The sequence below is a fragment of the Celeribacter sp. SCSIO 80788 genome, assembly GCF_051054295.1.
Classification (GTDB): Bacteria; Pseudomonadota; Alphaproteobacteria; order Rhodobacterales; family Rhodobacteraceae; genus Celeribacter.
In genome coordinates this window covers 2,528,050-2,545,754 of the sequence record NZ_CP150482.1, presented here as the reverse complement: position 1 = coordinate 2,545,754, position 17,705 = coordinate 2,528,050, and the positions used below count along the sequence as shown (strand labels likewise).

Genomic DNA, 17,705 nt, shown 5'->3' with positions numbered 1-17,705 from the left:
TTTGGAGATCAGACATGCTCAAGACCCTTCCCCTTGCGGCGGCCCTTGCCGCTTTCGCCACCACCGCCTTCGCCGCCGACGCCCCCGTCGTGACCGGCAAGCTGGGCGAGGCCACCTATCTGATGGACGCAGGCACCCACATGACGCTCTACACTTTCGACAAGGACGAAAAGGGCGTGTCGAACTGCTATGACATGTGCGCTGCCAACTGGCCGCCGGTCGTGGGCGATGCCGACATGGAGCTGCCTTCCGGCTATTCCCTGATCACCCGCAAGGAAGGCTATGAGCAGGTGGCCTACAAGGGCATGCCGCTCTATGGTTGGGTCAAGGACGAGAAACCCGGCGACATGACCGGTGAGGGCGTGAACGGCGTCTGGCACGTCGCCCGCCCGTAACAGCGCATATCAGGCCGGGGAGGGGCGACCCTCCCCATTGATCCTTCCGGGAGGCGTCATGCCGCGGTTCAGACAGGAATTGAAAGAGGCCCTGCCGTCGCTCTGGCGTTACGCCTATGTCTTGACGCGAGATCGCAGCCGGGCCGACGATCTCGTTCAGGACTGTGCCGAGCGCGCCCTGCGCAAACGGCATCTCTGGCAGGCGGATCGTCCGATCCGGCCCTGGCTTGCGAAAATGGCGCTGAACATTCACCGCAACGGGTTGCGGACATCTGCCGCGCGCCACATCCACGTTGCCTATGACGAGGCCGATCTCGCGCCCCATGCGCTGCCCTCGGCGGAGCAGGGGCTTGAGGCGATGGAGATGCTGCGTCGGGTTGACGCTTTGCCCCCCGAACAGCGCGAAGTGCTTTTGCTCGTGGTCATCGACGGCTTGAGCTATGCCGAGGCGGCGGGCGTTCTCGATATCCCGATCGGTACGGTGATGTCGCGGATCTCGCGCGCCCGTGCGAGTTTGAAACAGGAGCCGACACCGGGACCGCCCGTGCGGCTGAGGAGTGTGACATGACGGATGCGCAGGATTTCGACATTCATCGCTATCTCGACGGGGAAATGACCCGTGACGAATCCCTCGCGTTCGAGCGCCGGATGGAACGTGACGAGGCGCTCGCCACACAGGTTGCGGAGATGATGCAAGATATGGACAGGTTGCGCGCCGCCGTTCCGACCCCGTCCGAGGCGCATCTGGACAACCTCCTGTCCCGCGCCGAACCCGTCGCCCGCCCGATCTGGGGGCAACTGGCCGCGGCGGTCGTGCTCTTGGCCGTGGGCTTTGGTGGCGGGCTTCTGACGCGCGGGCCGGGCGTTGCGCCGGACATGGCCAGCGATATGCTCGCCCAGGCTTCCGCCGCCCACGCGCTTTATTCCGTCGAGGTGGTGCATCCGGTCGAAGTGCCCGCCTCCGAACGCGATCACCTCAAGGGCTGGCTCAGCAATCGTCTGGGGGCCGAGGTGCGCATTCCCGACCTGACCGGCGCGGGGCTGTCCCTCGTCGGCGGGCGTCTTCTGCCCTTCGAACAGGGGGCCGCCGCGCAATTCATGTATGAGGATGCGGAGGGCGCCCGCGTGACCCTCTATCTGACGCCTGCGCAGGCCCGTGGCACCTCGGCGCTGCGTTACGGCCAGAAAGATGCGCTGTCTGCCGCCTATTGGCAGGACGGTCTCTGGCATTACGCCCTCGTCGGCCCGATGGCGCGCGACGGTCTCGCCAGAATCGCCCAGTCGGTACAAGGCGCGCTGTTCTGAGCTTTAACAGTTCAGAAACAAGTTGAGCGAAAAGCCGCGTTCCCGCCGCATTGCTTTCGGCGGGCGTTAACACTTCCGGGCGACACTTTCCCTGTACCAACCTGCCACGCCCACAGGGGCAGGCGATCTCGTGACAGTGAAAGGAACCGACCGATGACCGCATTTACCAAAGCCCTGCAAGACTGGATGATCAATTTCATGGCCAGCATCCCGGCCTTTGACCTCTCCGTGTTCGACATGTCGGAACCCGGAGAGCGCTGGGTCAAGTCGCATTACAGGCGTCACGGCTGATATCTGAACGACTTTAGGTCTTTGTGCGCAAAATTTAACCAGTTTTAAAACTGCTTGCATTATGTGCATAGCGGCCTCTCGAAAACTGGGGGATGTCATTCGTCCGGACTCCCCCTACATCGGCGGCACATCGAAAGAGACCCCATTTCCGGGGCATTCCGGCCCCGTTCAATAAAGGACAAGAAAAATGGCTCACTACACTGACACCACCCGCGTTTCCGGTTTCGGCTTCTCTCTGCGCAACACGTTTGCCCGCCTGCGTGAGGCGCACCTCCGCCAGCGCGCCTTTACCGAAACCTACAACCAGCTCAACGCGCTCTCCGACCATGAACTGCACGACATCGGTCTGGGGCGCTCCGACATCATGGACATCGCCCGGCAAACCGCCGCGCGTATCTGATACGCACACGATCATCGCAAAAGACTCTCCGAGAGGATCCGACATGCAACGCGCCGCCTCCTTCCTGAAACCGAACCGCCTGATGGCTGTCCTGCGCGACCGCTGGCATGCCGGTCCGATCCCGTGCTGGAAAGACTACCTGCGCGCCACCGCCGAGTGAGGCACCGGGCAGGCCGCTGTCGAGACATTGCTGGACAAACGAAACACCTCGCAGGAGACTGTGGGGTGTTTTGCTTTCTGTCGGTTTAGGATGTCCATTGTGTGACGAGACAGGATCAGCAAACACTTGATCCACCGTTCCCAACCGTCTATACGCCCCCGGTGGACAACCCTGTCCATCAGAATCAACACATGTAAGCCGTGTTTGCCCACTCCGTCGCTGGAGGGCACATCCGGCAAGGAGAAGCGACATGAAACTGCACGAACTGCGCGACAATCCCGGCGCAACCAAAGCCCGCACCCGCGTTGGCCGTGGCCCCGGCTCCGGCAAAGGTAAAATGGGTGGCCGTGGTATCAAAGGTCAGAAATCCCGTTCCGGCGTGGCCATCAACGGCTACGAAGGCGGCCAGATGCCGCTCTACCAGCGTCTTCCGAAACGCGGCTTCACCAAGCCGAACGCGAAGAAATACGCTGCCGTGAACCTCGGCCTGATCGAGAAATTCATCGAAGCCGGCAAGCTCGACGCTGCCAACGTGACCGAAGAGACCCTCGTGACCTCCGGTCTGGTGCGCCGCAAACTCGACGGCATCCGCGTTCTGGCCAAAGGCGATGTGAAATCCAAACTCACCATCACCGTGACCGGCGCGTCGAAATCCGCTATCGAGGCTGTTGAAAAAGCCGGCGGTTCGCTGACCGTTGCCGTGAAGGCCGACGCGGCAGCCGAATAAGGCTTGTGGCAAGGGCCTTCGCCCCTTACATCAAGACCTGAGTTTTCCAAGCGCCGCCCCCCGGAAAGCCGGACGGGCGGCGCTGACGTGAATAGAGAGACCATATGGCATCCGCAGCAGAACAAATGGCGGCGAACCTCGACTGGGGCACCCTCGGGAAGGCCAAGGAGCTTCGCCAGCGTATCTTTTTCACCATCGGTCTGTTGATCGTCTACCGTCTCGGGACCTTCATCCCGGTGCCGGGCATCGACGGCAACGCGCTCAAAGACTTCATGGATCAGGCGGCCTCGGGCCTCGGCGGTATTCTGTCGATGTTCACCGGCGGCGCGCTCGGCCGGATGGGGATTTTTGCCCTCGGCATCATGCCCTACATCTCCGCCTCCATCATCGTCCAGCTTCTGACCTCGATGGTTCCCTCGCTCGAGAACCTCAAGAAAGAGGGCGAAGCGGGGCGCAAGAAGATCAACCAATACACCCGGTTCGGCACGGTCGCTCTGGCGCTGTTCCAGGCTTACGGTCTCGCCGCCTCGCTTGAGGCCGGAAACCTCGCCCACGATCCGGGTTGGTATTTCCGCGCGGGCGTCGTGATCACCCTCGTCGGCGGCACCATGTTCCTGATGTGGCTCGGTGAGCAAATCACCAATCGCGGCATCGGCAACGGCATCTCGCTGATCATCTTCGTCGGCATCGTCGCCGAGATCCCCAGCGCTCTGGCGCAGTTCTTCGCCTCCGGCCGCTCCGGTGCGATCTCTCCCTTCGTGACGCTGATCGTGATCGCAATGGTCGTGGCCGTGATCGCCTTCGTGGTCTTCATGGAACGCGCGCTGCGCAAGGTGCATATCCAGTACCCGCGTCGTCAGCAGGGCATGAAAATCTATGACGCGCAGTCCTCGCACCTGCCGATCAAGGTGAACCCGGCGGGCGTGATCCCGGCGATCTTCGCCTCCTCGCTGCTGCTCTTGCCGACCACCATCGCGACCTTCTCGGGGCAAAGTGACGTCGGTCCGGTGATGTCCACGATCCTCGCCTATTTCGGGCCGGGTCAGCCGCTTTACCTTCTGTTCTTCACGGTGATGATCGTCTTCTTCGCCTATTTCTACACTGCCAACGTCGCCTTCAAATCGGAAGACGTGGCCAAGAACCTGAAGAACCAGAACGGGTTCATTCCCGGCATCCGTCCGGGGAAGAAGACCGAGGAACACCTCGATTACATCGTGGCCCGTCTCCTCGTGATCGGCTCCGCCTATTTGGCCGCAGTTTGTCTGCTGCCGGAAATTCTGCGCAGCCAGTTCGCCATTCCCTTTTACTTTGGCGGCACTTCTGTGTTGATTGTGGTATCGGTGACGATGGACACGATTCAGCAAATCCAGTCCCACCTGCTGGCACACCAGTATGAGGGGCTGATCGAGAAATCTCAGCTGCGTGGGAGGAAGCGCAGCAAAAGAGGGACAACAAGACGATGAATATTATTCTGCTTGGACCGCCGGGTGCGGGCAAGGGAACTCAGGCACAACGTCTCGTGGAGGAGCGGGGCATGGTGCAGCTTTCGACCGGGGACATGCTGCGCGAAGCACGCACCTCCGGCACCGAAATGGGCAAAAAGGTCGCGGCGATCATGGACGCCGGTCAGCTTGTGACCGACGAAATCGTGATCGGCCTGATCGAAGAGAAAATCCAGCACGGCTCCGCCGGCGGGTTCATCTTCGACGGTTTCCCGCGCACTCTGGGTCAGGCGGACGCGCTCAACGAGCTGCTGTCCCGCAACGGCGCCCAGCTCGAGGCGGTGATCCTGCTCGAAGTCGATGACGAGACGCTGGTCAAGCGCATCGTCAATCGCGCCGTCGAAGCCGCCGCCGCTGGCAAGCCGGTGCGCGCCGACGACAACGAAGAGAGCGTCAAGATCCGGCTGATGGAATATTACAAAAAGACCTCTCCGCTCATTGGCTACTACTACGCCAAGGGCGATCTGAAGACCGTTGACGGTCTTCAGAGCATGGACCAGGTCACTGCCGATATTGCAAAGGCGCTGGCCTGAAGACTTCAATCGCCGGAAGGCCTTGACCCTCCGGCGATTCGCCTCTATGGCAACCCATCCCCTCTGGGGTAAAAGATTCGCAAACGGGTCGTTTCAACGCATGTTCGCCCGGACGCAATCATCACCTGAATTCAGCTGTCGCTCGCGAGGGACCCCCCGCGAGCTTCCGTTGTGAAAAAAGGTTCCGGGGTTACGGAACCGCAACGAAAGGAAAGTCAACGTGGCACGTATCGCCGGCGTCAACATCCCGACCGCCAAGCGCGTTCCGATCGCGCTCACCTATATCACTGGCATTGGTAACACCTCTGCCGTCGCCATCTGCGAAGCCGTCGGCATCGACCTCACCCGTCGTGTCAACGAGCTGTCCGACGCCGAAGTCCTCGCCATCCGCGAGCACATCGACGCCAACTACACCGTCGAAGGCGATCTTCGTCGTGAAACCCAGATGAACATCAAGCGTCTCATGGACCTCGGCTGCTACCGCGGCCTGCGTCACCGCCGGAACCTCCCGGTTCGCGGTCAGCGCACCCACACCAACGCTCGCACCCGCAAAGGCCCGGCAAAGGCCATCGCTGGTAAGAAGAAATAAGGGGAGATCTGAAACATGGCACGCGATACTCGTCGTACTGCGAAGAAAAAAGTTTCCAAGAACATCGCCGCTGGCGTTGCTCACGTGAACTCCACCTTCAACAACACCAAAATCCTGATCTCCGACGTGCAAGGCAACGCGATCTCCTGGTCGTCCGCTGGCACCATGGGCTTCAAAGGCTCCCGGAAATCCACGCCCTACGCTGCTCAGATGGCAGCCGAAGACGCGGGTAAAAAAGCTCAGGATCACGGCGTGAAAACCCTCGAAGTCGAAGTTCAGGGCCCCGGCTCTGGCCGTGAGTCCGCTCTGCGCGCTCTGGCGGCTGTCGGCTTCAACATCACGTCCATCCGCGACGTCACCCCGATTGCACACAACGGTTGCCGCCCGCCGAAACGTCGTCGGGTGTAATCGAAGTTACGATTTTTGGATCGCGGGCCATGTTTGCCCGCGGTCCGTTTTTGCGTTTTGAGACCCCTCGGGCGTTCTTTCGCTTTAGGACATGGGCGTTAGAACAAGAATGGAGGCACCAGCATGATCCACAAGAATTGGGCCGAGCTCATTAAACCGCAACAGCTTGAAGTGAAACCGGGCAACGAACCGGCACGTCAGGCGACCATCGTTGCCGAACCGCTTGAGCGCGGCTTCGGTCTGACACTGGGCAACGCGCTGCGTCGCGTTCTGATGTCGTCGCTGCAAGGCGCGGCCATCACCTCCGTTCAGATCGATAACGTCCTGCACGAGTTCTCCTCGGTCGCGGGCGTGCGTGAAGACGTCACCGACGTCATCCTGAACCTCAAAGGCGTGTCGCTGCGCATGGAAGTCGAAGGGCCGAAGCGTCTCTCGATCTCCGCCAAAGGTCCGATGGTCGTGACCGCCGGTGACATTTCCGAATCGGCTGGCATCGAGGTCCTGAACAAGGATCACGTGATCTGCCACCTTGACGATGGCGCCGATCTGTTCATGGAGCTGACCGTCAACACCGGCAAAGGCTATGTCTCTGCCGACAAGAACAAACCGGAAGATGCGCCGATCGGCCTGATCCCGGTCGATGCGATCTATTCGCCGGTCAAGAAAGTGTCCTACGACGTGCAGCCGACCCGTGAAGGTCAGGTGCTCGACTATGACAAGCTGACGATGAAAATCGAAACCGACGGCTCCGTGACCCCGGAAGACGCCGTGGCCTATGCTGCGCGCATCCTTCAGGATCAACTGGGCATCTTCGTGAACTTCGACGAGCCGGAATCGGCTGGTCGTCAGGAAGAAGACGATGGTCTCGAGTTCAACCCGCTTCTCCTGAAGAAAGTGGACGAGCTGGAACTGTCCGTGCGGTCTGCGAACTGCCTGAAAAACGACAACATCGTTTACATCGGCGACCTGATCCAGAAAACCGAAGCCGAGATGCTCCGCACCCCGAACTTCGGCCGCAAGTCGCTCAACGAGATCAAAGAGGTTCTGTCCGGCATGGGCCTGCACCTCGGTATGGATGTCGAAGAGTGGCCGCCTGAGAACATCGAAGAGCTGGCGAAGAAATTCGAAGACCAGTTCTGAGTGAAATTTTGAGGGTCGGTAAAAGGTCCGACGTTTGTCCGACAAAAGTCCGACGCTTTGCCGACCCTCAAATCCGGGCATTTTGCCCACCGAAGACCCGGGCATTCCGCCCCAAGGAGAACCGGTGACACGCATCGCCGGTCAGACAAAGCAAAACACGCTAAGGAGATAGAAAATGCGTCACGCTAAAGGTTACCGCCGCCTCAACCGGACCCACGAACACCGCAAAGCGATGTTCTCCAACATGGCTGGCTCGCTCATTGAGCACGAACAAATCAAAACCACGCTGCCGAAAGCCAAAGAGCTCAAGCGCATCATGGACAAGCTGATCACCCTCGGCAAACGTGGCGATCTGCACGCCCGTCGTCAGGCGGCCGCTCAGCTGAAACAAGACAAAGACGTCGCGAAACTCTTCGAAGTTCTGGGCCCGCGCTACGCTGAGCGCGCCGGTGGTTACACCCGCGTTCTGAAAGCCGGTTTCCGTTACGGTGACATGGCTCCGATGGCGATCATCGAGCTCGTGGACCGCGATCCGGCGGCCAAAGGTGCCGCTGACAAAGCCCGCCTCGAAGCCGAAGAAGCTGCGATGGCCGACGAAGACTGATTTCAGTTTTCTCAACACTTTCAAAAAGCTCCGCTTCGGCGGGGCTTTTTCTTTGACGGGCAGGGCCTCGAAAATGTGCAGTCTTGCGGAGGCTTCCGGTCTATTCACTATGTGATGTCATTTTGACTTTCAAAATCTGACTCTTTGGTTTACTCATCCTAAGGGTGATCTCCTTATGGTTGTCACTCCTTTCGTAACAAAAATGTTTTTCCCCATGCGTGACACGACAGAACTCAATAGACTGTTTGCCCAGCTTCGCTCTGCATCTCCCGTAGGCTATTCCGCCGGGTTGCACATTCGCTTCGCCTCGCCTCTGGTCGCCGAAGCGAACTACGATCCGAAATGGCTCGAGCATTATGCGGCGAACGCCTATGCGTTGAGGGACCCGATGATCGCCTGGGGGTTGAGTTGCGAAGGGGCTACAAGGTGGAGCGAAATAGAACTCCCCGATCCATTCCAAATCTGGAGGCAGGCTGCCGAATTCGGCCTGAACTACGGTGTTGCCGTGTCCTGTGGGCCGGTTCAGTCACGAAGCATTGTGGGTTGCGCCCGGGCCGATCGCGAGTTCACGGATCAGGAGATCTCGAAAATCGTGACCATCGTGCGCACTCTGCATGAAATCTCTGAGCCGGAAACAGATCTGACACAGGCCCAAATTCAGGCCCTCCGGTGCATCGCGGGCGGTGATCGTCACGCAGCAGCCGCGGCCAAGCTCGGGATATCGGAGAGCGCACTCAAGGCGCGCCTCGTTTCTGCCCGGGAACGTCTCATGGCCCGGACGACCTCGGAAGCCATTCAAAAAGCCAAGGAGATCAAGCTGTTGTGACGGTGCTCGCTCCCGCGTTGCGTTGAAGAAATCAACCAACACCGGAGACGTATCATGCAAACCACCACGCTTTCTTTTGCCAATCTGCACAACCACGGCGATCTTTTCGCTAACATGCTTCGCGCGAGACACGAAACGTTCATCCAGCACGCGAAATGGGATCTGCCCCAAGCGGATGGCATGGAATACGATCAATACGACACGCCCGCGTCCCGTTGGATCGCGGTTCACGAGTTTGGCGACGTGTTGGCCGGTATCCGCTTGACGCCCACGACCACGCGCTGTGGCATTTATTCCTACATGATCCGCGATGCCCAACGCGGACTTCTCGACAGCATCCCGTCGGATCTGCTGTTCGACGAGGCCCCGGTTGCGGAGCATGTCTGGGAGTCGAGCCGCATTTTCGTCTCGCCGCGCGTGCCTGCAAAATCCCGTCTCAAAGTCCAGATGAGCTTGATCGGTGAAATGACCAATTCCGCGCGTGAGCTTGGCGCCACCTCGGTCATCTGTCTGATCCCGGAGAATGGCAATCGTTGGGGGCGTCGTGTCGGGCTCGACATTGACGTGATCGGTCCGGTGATGGACATCGGCGGTGCGCGCAACGCCTGCATGCGCATCAATCTGATCAACAAACTGCACTGACCTATGCGTCTGAGAAAGGGGCCAAAACGCTGCATTTTGGCCCCGATCCCTCTTTCCCGCGCCGCGCAGGCGGCGTAACCTCCGGCCATGGCCGATCTGTTCTCTTCCGATGATACGCCCCCGAAGCACAGCGCCGCGCCGCGGCCGCTGGCCGACCGGTTGCGCCCGAAGCATTTGTCGGAAGTCATCGGCCAGCAACAGGTGCTCGGTCCCGAGGCGCCTCTGGGCGTGATGCTGGCCGCCGGGGCGCTCTCGTCGATCATTTTCTGGGGGCCGCCGGGGGTGGGCAAGACCACCATCGCGCGGCTTCTGGCGGATGAGACGGATTTACATTTCGTGCAGATTTCCGCGATTTTCTCCGGGGTGCCGGAGCTGCGCAAAGTGTTCGAGGCGGCCAAACTCAGACGCGCGAACGGGCAGGGGACGCTTCTGTTCGTCGACGAGATTCACCGGTTCAACAAGGCGCAGCAGGACAGTTTCCTGCCGCATATGGAGGATGGCACAATCCTCCTTGTGGGCGCGACCACGGAGAACCCGTCTTTCGAGTTGAACGCCGCTGTTCTGTCCCGCGCGCAGGTCATGGTGCTGACCCGTCTGACACATGAGGACCTTGCACAGCTGACCGAACGGGCGGAGCGGGAGTTGGACAAGACCCTGCCGCTGACCGACATGGCCCGCTTCGCGCTCTATGAGATGGCCGATGGCGACGGGCGCACGCTTTTGAACCTGATAGAGCAAATCGCCGCGTGGAAGGTCGACACCCCGCTCGATCCGGAGCAGCTCGGCAAACGGCTCATGCGACGCGCGTCGAAATACGACAAGAGTGGCGACGAGCATTACAACCTCATTTCTGCGCTGCATAAATCCGTGCGCGGTTCCGACCCGGATGCTGCGCTTTACTGGCTGTCGCGAATGCTGGAGGGCGGCGAAGACCCACGATACCTCGCGCGACGCATGCTTCGCATGGCGATCGAAGACATCCAGCTCGCGGACCCGCAGGCCCATACCGTGGCACTTCATGCTTGGGAAACCTATGAGCGTCTCGGCTCGCCAGAAGGCGAGTTGGCGCTGGCGCAATGTGTCGTCTACCTCGCCCTCGCGCCGAAATCGAACGCGGTCTACACCGCCTTCAAAGCGGCGCGGGCCGCTGCGCGCAAGACCGGATCGGAACCGCCGCCCAAACATATCCTGAACGCGCCGACGAAGCTTATGTCGGAACAGGGCTATGGCGAGGGCTATGCCTATGATCACGATGTGGAGGATGGGTTTTCCGGGCAGAATTACTTCCCCGACACGCTCCCCCGCACACAGTTTTACAAACCGGTCGAGCGCGGGTTCGAACGCGATCTGGCCAAGCGGGTGGCCTATTTCGACAAGCTGCGCAAACAACGGGGCGGTTGACATTCGGAGCCTTCCCCCACAGGAACACGGGCAACTGAAGAGGATGACATGGCACCATTGATCCAGGTCGCATTGGGCGGCGCAGTCGGCGCATCGGCACGCTATCTGTCCGGTCTCGCGATGACCCATCTCGTGGGCAAGAGCTTTCCGTGGAACACGATGTTCGTGAATTTCCTCGGCTCTTTTCTCATGGGTGTCGTCGTCGTGGCGCTTGCGCATGAAAACGGCAACCGCTTTGCCCCGCTGTTGATGACCGGGATACTGGGCGGGTTTACCACCTATTCGGCCTTCTCGCTCGATACGCTGACCATTTTCGAGCGCGGCGAGACCGGGCTTGCCCTCGCTTATGTGGCGGGGACGCTGGTTTTGGCGCTTGGCGGGATCGCCCTTGGCCTCTTCGCCGCAAGGAGTTTCTACGCATGAGCGCAGTTCAGACGATTACGATTGGCGACGATCAACCGGAGCAGCGGCTCGACCGTTGGTTTCGCAAAATGTTCCCGCAGGTGACGCAGGGCAACATCGAAAAAATGTGCCGCAAAGGCGAGATCCGTGTCGATGGCGCGCGGGTGAAATCGAATACGCGGGTGGGGCCGGGGATGGCGATCCGCGTGCCGCCGCTGCCCGATGAAAATGCGCCGAAGCCACAGCGTGACACGGATAAGGTCTCGAAAGCCGATGCGCAGATGATGCGCGATGCGGTGATCTATCAGGACGAATATCTGATCGTGATCAACAAACCGGCGGGCCTGCCGACGCAGGGCGGATCGAAACAGACCCGCCATGTCGATGGGCTGTCCGTGGCGCTTCAGGGCGATTTTTCCGAAAAGCCGCGGCTCGTGCACCGGCTCGACAAGGACACCTCCGGCGTTCTGGCCTTGGCGCGCACGCCAGCGATTGCCTCAAAGCTCACAGAGGCCTTCCGCCACAAGAACACGCGCAAGATTTACTGGGCGCTCGTCGCGGGTGTGCCGACGCCTTATCTTGGCGAGATCAAATACGGGCTGGTCAAAGCCCCGGGTCGCGGCAAGTCGGGCGAGGGCGAAAAGATGATCGCTGTGCATCCGCGCGATGTCGATGCGACGCCCGGCGCGAAACGGGCGCAGACGCTGTACGCCACGCTCTACCGCGTCGGATCGCGGGCATCTTGGGTGGCGATGGAGCCGATCACCGGTCGCACCCACCAGCTCCGCGCGCATATGGCGGAGATCGGGCATCCGATCATCGGCGATGGCAAGTATGGCGGCTCCGGGCAGGAAAACCTCGGCGATGGCTGGGGCGCACAGCTTGGCGGGATCATCTCGAAGAAACTGCATCTCCATGCCCGGATGTTGCGGTTCGAGCATCCGGTGACGAAAAAGATCATCTCCGTGACGGCCCCGCTGCCGGATCATATGAAACACAGCTGGGACACGTTCGGCTGGACCGAAGACCTCGCCGCCGAAGATCCGTTTGAGGAACTTCGCGGATGAAGCTTGTCATTTTCGATGTGGACGGCACGCTGGTCGACAGTCAGGCGCATATCGTCCTGTCCATGACGGCGGCGTTTGAGGCGGTGGGTCTGCCGGTGCCGGATCGGGATGCGATCCTGTCCATCGTGGGATTGTCCCTGCCGCTGGCGGTGCGTGAGCTGGCCCGCAATACCGATGACGCCACGCTGGGCCACATGGTTGACGCCTACAAAGACGCGTTCCACACCCATCGTCTGGCACAGGGCGCCGCGGCCTCGCCGCTTTATCCCGGCGCCGAAGAGGCGGTGCGCCGACTGGGGACGCGTGACGATCTGTATCTGGCGATTGCGACGGGCAAAAGCCGACGCGGATTGACGGCCTTGCTCGAAAGTTGGGCTTTCGCGGATCTCTTCGTGACGACGCAAAGCGCCGATGATCACCCGTCGAAACCGCATCCGTCCATGGTGATGAGCTGTCTCGTGGACACGGGGGTAGATGCCTCCGAGGCGGTGGTGATAGGCGATACGACTTACGATATGGAGATGGCCCGCGCGGCGCGGTGCAAGAGCATCGGTGTCAGCTGGGGCTATCATGGGCGCGAGGCATTGATCGGGGCAGGGGCCGCGACTGTGCTGGATGATTTCGGACAGCTCGAAGGCGCGCTTGAGACGATTTGGAAGGACTGAACATGGCGGAATGGGCGGCGAAGCGGTTTTGGAAAGACACCACCGTGGCGGAAGCGGAGGGCGGGTTTACCGTGCATCTCGACGGTCGCCCTGTTCGGACGCCCGCGAAGGCCCCGCTTATTCTGCCGACCAGGGCCTTGGCCGAACTGATCGCCGCCGAATGGGATGCGCAGGAGGGTGCGATTGACCCGAACACCATGCCTGCAACCCGTGGTGCCAATGCAGCCATCGACAAAGTGGCGGTGCAGCATGCCGAGGTCGCCGATATGCTGTCGGATTACGGCGACAGCGATCTTCTGTGCTACCGAGCCGAACATCCGCGCGAGTTGGTGGAGCGTCAGGAGGCGGCTTGGGACCCGCTTTTGGACTGGGCGGAAGAGGTGCTTGAAGCGCGGCTTGAGCCACGCGCGGGGGTGATGCATGCCCCGCAGGCGACGGACGCGCTTGAGGCATTGCGTCGCAGGACCCATGCGCTCAACGCCTTTGAACTCGCTGCCTTCCACGATCTGGTGGCGCTTTCCGGCTCGTTGCTTCTCGGCTTTGCGGTGATCGAGGGGCGGCTGGCGCCGGAAGAGGCCTGGGGGCTGTCGCGGATAGATGAAGCGTTCCAGATCGAACAATGGGGCGAGGATGAAGAGGCGACAGAGGCGGCTGAGATCAAGCGTCAGAGCTTTCTTCAGGCGGCGCTGTTTTACCGCGTGGTCAATTAAGCGGCGCTGGGTGGCCAGCAAAGCCCAATCGTCGCGCATATCTGCCATGAATTTGATCAAATACGCAGAGGCCATGCATAATTGTGATCGTGGCCTTGACGTCTTGGAATGAATCCTCCCAAACTAAGCCCATTGAAAGAGCATTTGCTCATTTCGATATCGCCCCCGGTCCACAGGGAGGACCGGTAGAAGCGCCTGTCAAAGGCGCAGTATCAGGAAGAGGTAAATATGAAAAAATCCGTATTTCTTGGCGCGCTGACGCTGGCAGGTCTGGCTGCCGGCACCGCGATGGCCCAGGATTCCTCCACGCTCGCCGCCGTGAAAGAGCGTGGCGTGCTGAAATGTGGCGTGAACCCGGGCACCCCGGGTTTTGCTGCGCCGGATGCAAGCGGCAAATTCGTCGGTTTCGACGTGGACGTGTGCCGCGCTGTCGCCGCCGCGATCTTTGGTGATTCCGAAGCGGTCGAATACACCCCGCTGACGTCGGCCGTGCGTTTCACCGCGCTGGCCTCCGGCGAAGTCGACATGCTGGCCCGCAACACCACCTGGACCTTCTCGCGTGACGTCGATCTGAAAAACACCTTCATCGGTGTGAACTACTACGACGGTCAGGGCTTCATGGTCCCGAAAGACCTTGGCGTGTCCTCCGCGAAAGAGCTGGGCGGCGCAACCGTGTGTATCGAAACCGGCACCACGACCGAGCTCAACCTCGCCGACTACTTCCGTGTGAACAACATGGAATACGAACCGGTTCCGGTTGAAAGCTTCACCGAAGCCCAGACCCAGTTCCTTGCTGGCGCTTGCGACGTGTACACCACCGACGCTTCCGCTCTGGCCGCCTCCCGCGCCTCCTTCGAGAACCCGGAAGGCTATGTGGTTCTGCCGGAAATCATCTCCAAAGAGCCGCTCGGCCCGCTCGTGCGTCATGGCGATGACAACTGGGGCGACATCGTGCGCTGGTCGCTCAATGCTATGATCGCTGCCGAAGAATACGGCGTGACCTCCGCCAACGCCACCGAACTGGCGAAAGGCACCGAAAACCCGGAGATCAACCGTCTCCTGGGCGTCGAAGGCGAACTGGGCGCGATGCTCGGTCTCGACAACGCTTGGGCTCTGAACATCATCACCCAAGTTGGTAACTATGGCGAAAGCTTCGAGAAAAACATCGGTGAGAACACCCCGGTGGGTCTGGCTCGTGGCCTGAACGCTCAGTGGACCGAAGGCGGCCTGATCTACTCGCCGCCCTTCCGCTAAGACCATCTAAAGGGAAGGGCGCGGAGAAATCTGCGCCCTTTGCCTTTCAGCTCTGCTCATTTCCAAGAAGACCATTTCTACGAACGGGAACCAAACCCGGGCGCGGGGAGAGCTTATCTAAATCAGGGGACCGTCTGTCATGACGACACTATCAGATCCGCCGAAGGACCAAGGGTTCCGGCTCAGCCAGCTGATCTATGACACGCGCTATCGCTCGATCACCATTCAGGTGGTTGCGATGCTCGCGTTCATGTTGATCGCGGCCTTTCTCATTCGCAACACGATCATCAACCTCTCGGCGCTGGGCAAAGATATCAACTTCGGCTTCCTGTCCAGCCGGGCGGCCTACGACATCAACCAGCAGATCATTCCCTACACCTCCGACGATCCGCATTGGCGGGCCGCGCTTGTCGGGCTTTTGAATACACTGCTGATCGCCATTCTGGGCTGTACGCTGGCCACTGTGATCGGCGTGGTTGCGGGCGTTCTGCGCCTGTCGAAAAACTGGCTGACGGCCAAGATCATGACCGTCTACGTCGAAAGTTTCCGCAACATTCCGGTGCTTCTTTGGATTCTCGCCTTCATGGCGGTCCTTTCCGAAGGCCTTCCGGCTCCGCGTGCCTTCCGGGGTGAAGATGCGGCGGCCTCCATGTGGTTCTGGGACAGTGTTGCGGTGACCAATCGCGGCACTTATGTCCCGGCGCCGGTCTGGGGCAGCGGGTCGAGCGTGGTGGTCATTGCGTTCCTTTTGTCGCTTCTCGGCATCTGGGCCTTTGGCAAATGGTCGAACCGTCATTTCGAGGAAACCGGCCAGCACCTGCCGAATTTCTGGATCAAACTCGGCATCCTGATCGTGCCCTCCGTGCTGGTCTATTTCATCATGGGCCGTCCGATTTCGCTGTCCTATCCGGAGCTCAAAGGCTTCAACTTCGACGGCGGTCTGCACCTGCGCAACTCGATGCTGGCGCTTTGGCTGGCTCTGAGTTTTTACACCGGGTCGTTCATCGCCGAGATCGTCCGCTCGGGCATTCTCGCGATCTCGAAAGGCCAGACTGAAGCCGCTTTTGCCTTGGGGCTGCGCCCCTCCTGGACGATGAATCTCGTGATCCTGCCGCAGGCGCTTCGCGTCATCATCCCGCCGCTGATCTCGCAATACCTGAACCTGACGAAGAACTCCTCGCTCGCGCTGGCTGTGGGCTATATGGACCTTCGCTCGACGCTGGGTGGCACCACGCTCAACACCACGGGGCGAGAGCTGGAATGCATGCTGTTGATGATGCTGATCTATCTGATCGTCAGCCTGATCATTTCCTCGGGCATGAACATCTACAACAAATCCGTGAAGCTGAAGGAGCGTTGAGATGAGCCAAACGACAAAATCCCTCGCTTATGTGCGCAAGGAGATGCTGGATCAGCAACCTGCGCCACGCTCTCAGGTCGGGTTCACCCGCTGGGCCCGTGACAACCTGTTCTCCGGTTGGTTCAACACGATCCTGACGCTGGTGTCCCTGTTCGTGATTTATAAGGTGCTCGCCGCCACCCTGCCGTGGATTTTCGGCGGCGTATGGAACGCGGACTCTCTGGCCCAGTGCCGCGACATCATGAATGAGACCTATGGCAACACGCACCACGCCTGTTGGGCGGTGATTCACGAACGCTGGAACCAGTTGCTCTACGGGTTCTATCCGGAAACGGAATACTGGCGCGCCAATCTCGCATTCGTCCTGATGCTGGCCTCGCTCGCGCCCGTACTGTTCGACAAGGTGCCGCGCAAGATGCTGTACCTCACGATGGCATTTCCCTTCCTGCTCGTCTGGCTGGTCTGGGGCGGCACGATCTGGGGCGTTTTGTCCGTGGCTGTCGGTTTTGCGCTTGCGGGCGTCGCGTTCAAACTCGTCGACCGTTTCGGTTCCATGGCGCTCTCTGCCATTGCCGCGGTTGTCGTGGCGCTTGTCTGGTGGCTGTTTATTGGTCCCTCCGTGGTCGAAGGACTGAATTCCGTTGCTCCGTTGGGCCATCTGAAAGAGGTGCAAAGCCGCGACTTGGGCGGCTTCATGATCTGTGTGATCATCGGCATTTCCGGCATCGCGCTCTCTTTGCCCATCGGCATCGTCTTGGCCCTTGGCCGTCAGTCGGACCTGTTCATTGTGAAAACCATCTGTGTGGGGTTCATCGAGTTCATCCGCGGTGTGCCGCTGATCACCCTGCTTTTCACCGCATCGCTGTTGCTCAACTACTTCCTGCCTCCGGGCACGACGTTCGACCTGACGCTGCGGGTGATCATCATGGTAACGCTGTTCTCGTCGGCTTACATGGCCGAGGTGATCCGGGGCGGTCTCGCCGCTCTGCCGAAAGGCCAGTATGAAGCGGCCGACGCTTTGGGTCTCGATTACTGGAAAGCACAGCGTCTGATCATCATGCCGCAGGCTCTGAAAATCTCCATCCCGGGCATCGTGAACACCTTCATCGGTCTGTTCAAAGACACCACCCTTGTGATGTTCATCGGCATCTACGACATGCTGGGCCTTTCCAACGCCATTCGCGCCAACGCAGCGTGGAACGGTATCTATTGGGAGCTGTTCATCTTCATCGGCGGGGTCTTCTGGATCTGCTGTTTTGCTATGTCCCGTTATTCTCAGTGGCTGGAGCGCAAGCTCCGCACCGATCATCGTTAAGAAAGGAGA

Annotated in this window: 22 protein-coding genes; all 22 read left to right on the top strand. The window is 60.2% G+C overall.

Annotated elements, in window-relative coordinates; translation table 11 throughout:
* Positions 1–14 precede the first annotated feature (14 nt).
* The 22 genes from V1471_RS12785 to V1471_RS12680 all read left to right on the top strand — a co-directional run bounded on the left by V1471_RS12785 (position 15) and on the right by V1471_RS12680 (position 17,696).
* Complete coding sequence (locus V1471_RS12785; RefSeq protein ID WP_434289266.1) at positions 15–395, top strand: COG4315 family predicted lipoprotein; 381 nt, start codon at positions 15–17, stop codon at positions 393–395.
* Between the two features lie 58 nt (positions 396–453).
* Positions 454–963 carry an RNA polymerase sigma factor gene (locus tag V1471_RS12780; RefSeq protein ID WP_434289265.1) on the top strand — a complete coding sequence of 170 codons (510 nt, stop codon included), beginning with the start codon at positions 454–456 and terminating at the stop codon, positions 961–963.
* The gene (locus V1471_RS12775) at positions 960–1,700 is read left to right on the top strand and encodes an anti-sigma factor family protein (protein WP_434289263.1); all 741 of its coding nucleotides are present in this window, start codon (positions 960–962) and stop codon (positions 1,698–1,700) included. The genes V1471_RS12780 and V1471_RS12775 overlap by 4 nt, the downstream gene beginning before the upstream one ends.
* Positions 1,701–1,853: 153 nt before the next feature.
* Entirely contained in the window at positions 1,854–1,991 is a 138-nt protein-coding gene (locus V1471_RS12770; RefSeq protein WP_434289261.1) for a hypothetical protein, read from the top strand.
* A gap of 187 nt (positions 1,992–2,178) precedes the next feature.
* Positions 2,179–2,391 (top strand): DUF1127 domain-containing protein, encoded by a 213-nt coding sequence (locus tag V1471_RS12765; protein WP_434289259.1) that lies wholly within the window; start codon positions 2,179–2,181, stop codon positions 2,389–2,391.
* Positions 2,392–2,801: 410 nt separating this feature from the next.
* Positions 2,802–3,278, top strand: coding sequence for a 50S ribosomal protein L15 (gene rplO, locus V1471_RS12760; protein ID WP_434289258.1), 477 nt, complete (start codon positions 2,802–2,804; stop codon positions 3,276–3,278).
* 104 nt (positions 3,279–3,382) lie between these two features.
* Positions 3,383–4,741 (top strand): preprotein translocase subunit SecY, encoded by a 1,359-nt coding sequence (gene secY, locus V1471_RS12755; RefSeq protein WP_434289256.1) that lies wholly within the window; start codon positions 3,383–3,385, stop codon positions 4,739–4,741.
* A complete protein-coding gene (locus V1471_RS12750) occupies positions 4,738–5,313 on the top strand; it encodes an adenylate kinase (protein WP_434289255.1) in 576 nt (191 codons plus the stop codon). The genes secY and V1471_RS12750 overlap by 4 nt, the downstream gene beginning before the upstream one ends.
* Before the next feature lie 220 nt (positions 5,314–5,533).
* The gene (gene rpsM / locus V1471_RS12745) at positions 5,534–5,902 is read left to right on the top strand and encodes a 30S ribosomal protein S13 (RefSeq protein ID WP_167601451.1); all 369 of its coding nucleotides are present in this window, start codon (positions 5,534–5,536) and stop codon (positions 5,900–5,902) included.
* 15 nt (positions 5,903–5,917) lie between these two features.
* Complete coding sequence (rpsK, locus tag V1471_RS12740) at positions 5,918–6,310, top strand: 30S ribosomal protein S11 (protein ID WP_434289253.1); 393 nt, start codon at positions 5,918–5,920, stop codon at positions 6,308–6,310.
* 123 nt (positions 6,311–6,433) lie between these two features.
* Positions 6,434–7,450 carry a DNA-directed RNA polymerase subunit alpha gene (locus tag V1471_RS12735; RefSeq protein WP_434289251.1) on the top strand — a complete coding sequence of 339 codons (1,017 nt, stop codon included), beginning with the start codon at positions 6,434–6,436 and terminating at the stop codon, positions 7,448–7,450.
* Positions 7,451–7,625: 175 nt separating this feature from the next.
* Positions 7,626–8,054, top strand: a complete 429-nt coding sequence (rplQ, locus tag V1471_RS12730; RefSeq protein WP_066707122.1) for a 50S ribosomal protein L17 — start codon at positions 7,626–7,628, stop codon at positions 8,052–8,054.
* Between the two features lie 214 nt (positions 8,055–8,268).
* On the top strand, positions 8,269–8,880 hold the full coding sequence (locus V1471_RS12725) for an autoinducer binding domain-containing protein (RefSeq protein WP_434289249.1): 612 nt from the start codon (positions 8,269–8,271) through the stop codon (positions 8,878–8,880).
* A gap of 54 nt (positions 8,881–8,934) precedes the next feature.
* Positions 8,935–9,522 carry an acyl-homoserine-lactone synthase gene (locus V1471_RS12720; RefSeq protein WP_434289247.1) on the top strand — a complete coding sequence of 196 codons (588 nt, stop codon included), beginning with the start codon at positions 8,935–8,937 and terminating at the stop codon, positions 9,520–9,522.
* Positions 9,523–9,609: 87 nt separating this feature from the next.
* Entirely contained in the window at positions 9,610–10,923 is a 1,314-nt protein-coding gene (locus tag V1471_RS12715; RefSeq protein ID WP_434289246.1) for a replication-associated recombination protein A, read from the top strand.
* A 48-nt stretch (positions 10,924–10,971) separates the two neighbouring features.
* Complete coding sequence (gene crcB, locus V1471_RS12710; RefSeq protein WP_434289245.1) at positions 10,972–11,346, top strand: fluoride efflux transporter CrcB; 375 nt, start codon at positions 10,972–10,974, stop codon at positions 11,344–11,346.
* Complete coding sequence (locus V1471_RS12705) at positions 11,343–12,392, top strand: RluA family pseudouridine synthase (protein ID WP_434289243.1); 1,050 nt, start codon at positions 11,343–11,345, stop codon at positions 12,390–12,392. The genes crcB and V1471_RS12705 overlap by 4 nt, the downstream gene beginning before the upstream one ends.
* Entirely contained in the window at positions 12,389–13,057 is a 669-nt protein-coding gene (locus V1471_RS12700; RefSeq protein ID WP_434289242.1) for an HAD-IA family hydrolase, read from the top strand. Before V1471_RS12705 ends, V1471_RS12700 begins: the two co-directional genes overlap by 4 nt.
* 2 nt (positions 13,058–13,059) lie before the next feature.
* Positions 13,060–13,767: an ATP12 family chaperone protein gene (locus V1471_RS12695; RefSeq protein ID WP_434289241.1), complete on the top strand. Its 708-nt coding sequence runs from the start codon at positions 13,060–13,062 to the stop codon at positions 13,765–13,767.
* Positions 13,768–13,995: 228 nt separating this feature from the next.
* Positions 13,996–15,021, top strand: a complete 1,026-nt coding sequence (locus V1471_RS12690) for an amino acid ABC transporter substrate-binding protein (RefSeq protein ID WP_434289240.1) — start codon at positions 13,996–13,998, stop codon at positions 15,019–15,021.
* A gap of 139 nt (positions 15,022–15,160) precedes the next feature.
* The gene (locus V1471_RS12685) at positions 15,161–16,381 is read left to right on the top strand and encodes an amino acid ABC transporter permease (RefSeq protein ID WP_434289238.1); all 1,221 of its coding nucleotides are present in this window, start codon (positions 15,161–15,163) and stop codon (positions 16,379–16,381) included.
* A gap of 1 nt (position 16,382) precedes the next feature.
* On the top strand, positions 16,383–17,696 hold the full coding sequence (locus tag V1471_RS12680; RefSeq protein ID WP_434289237.1) for an amino acid ABC transporter permease: 1,314 nt from the start codon (positions 16,383–16,385) through the stop codon (positions 17,694–17,696).
* The last annotated feature ends 9 nt before the right edge of the window (positions 17,697–17,705 follow it).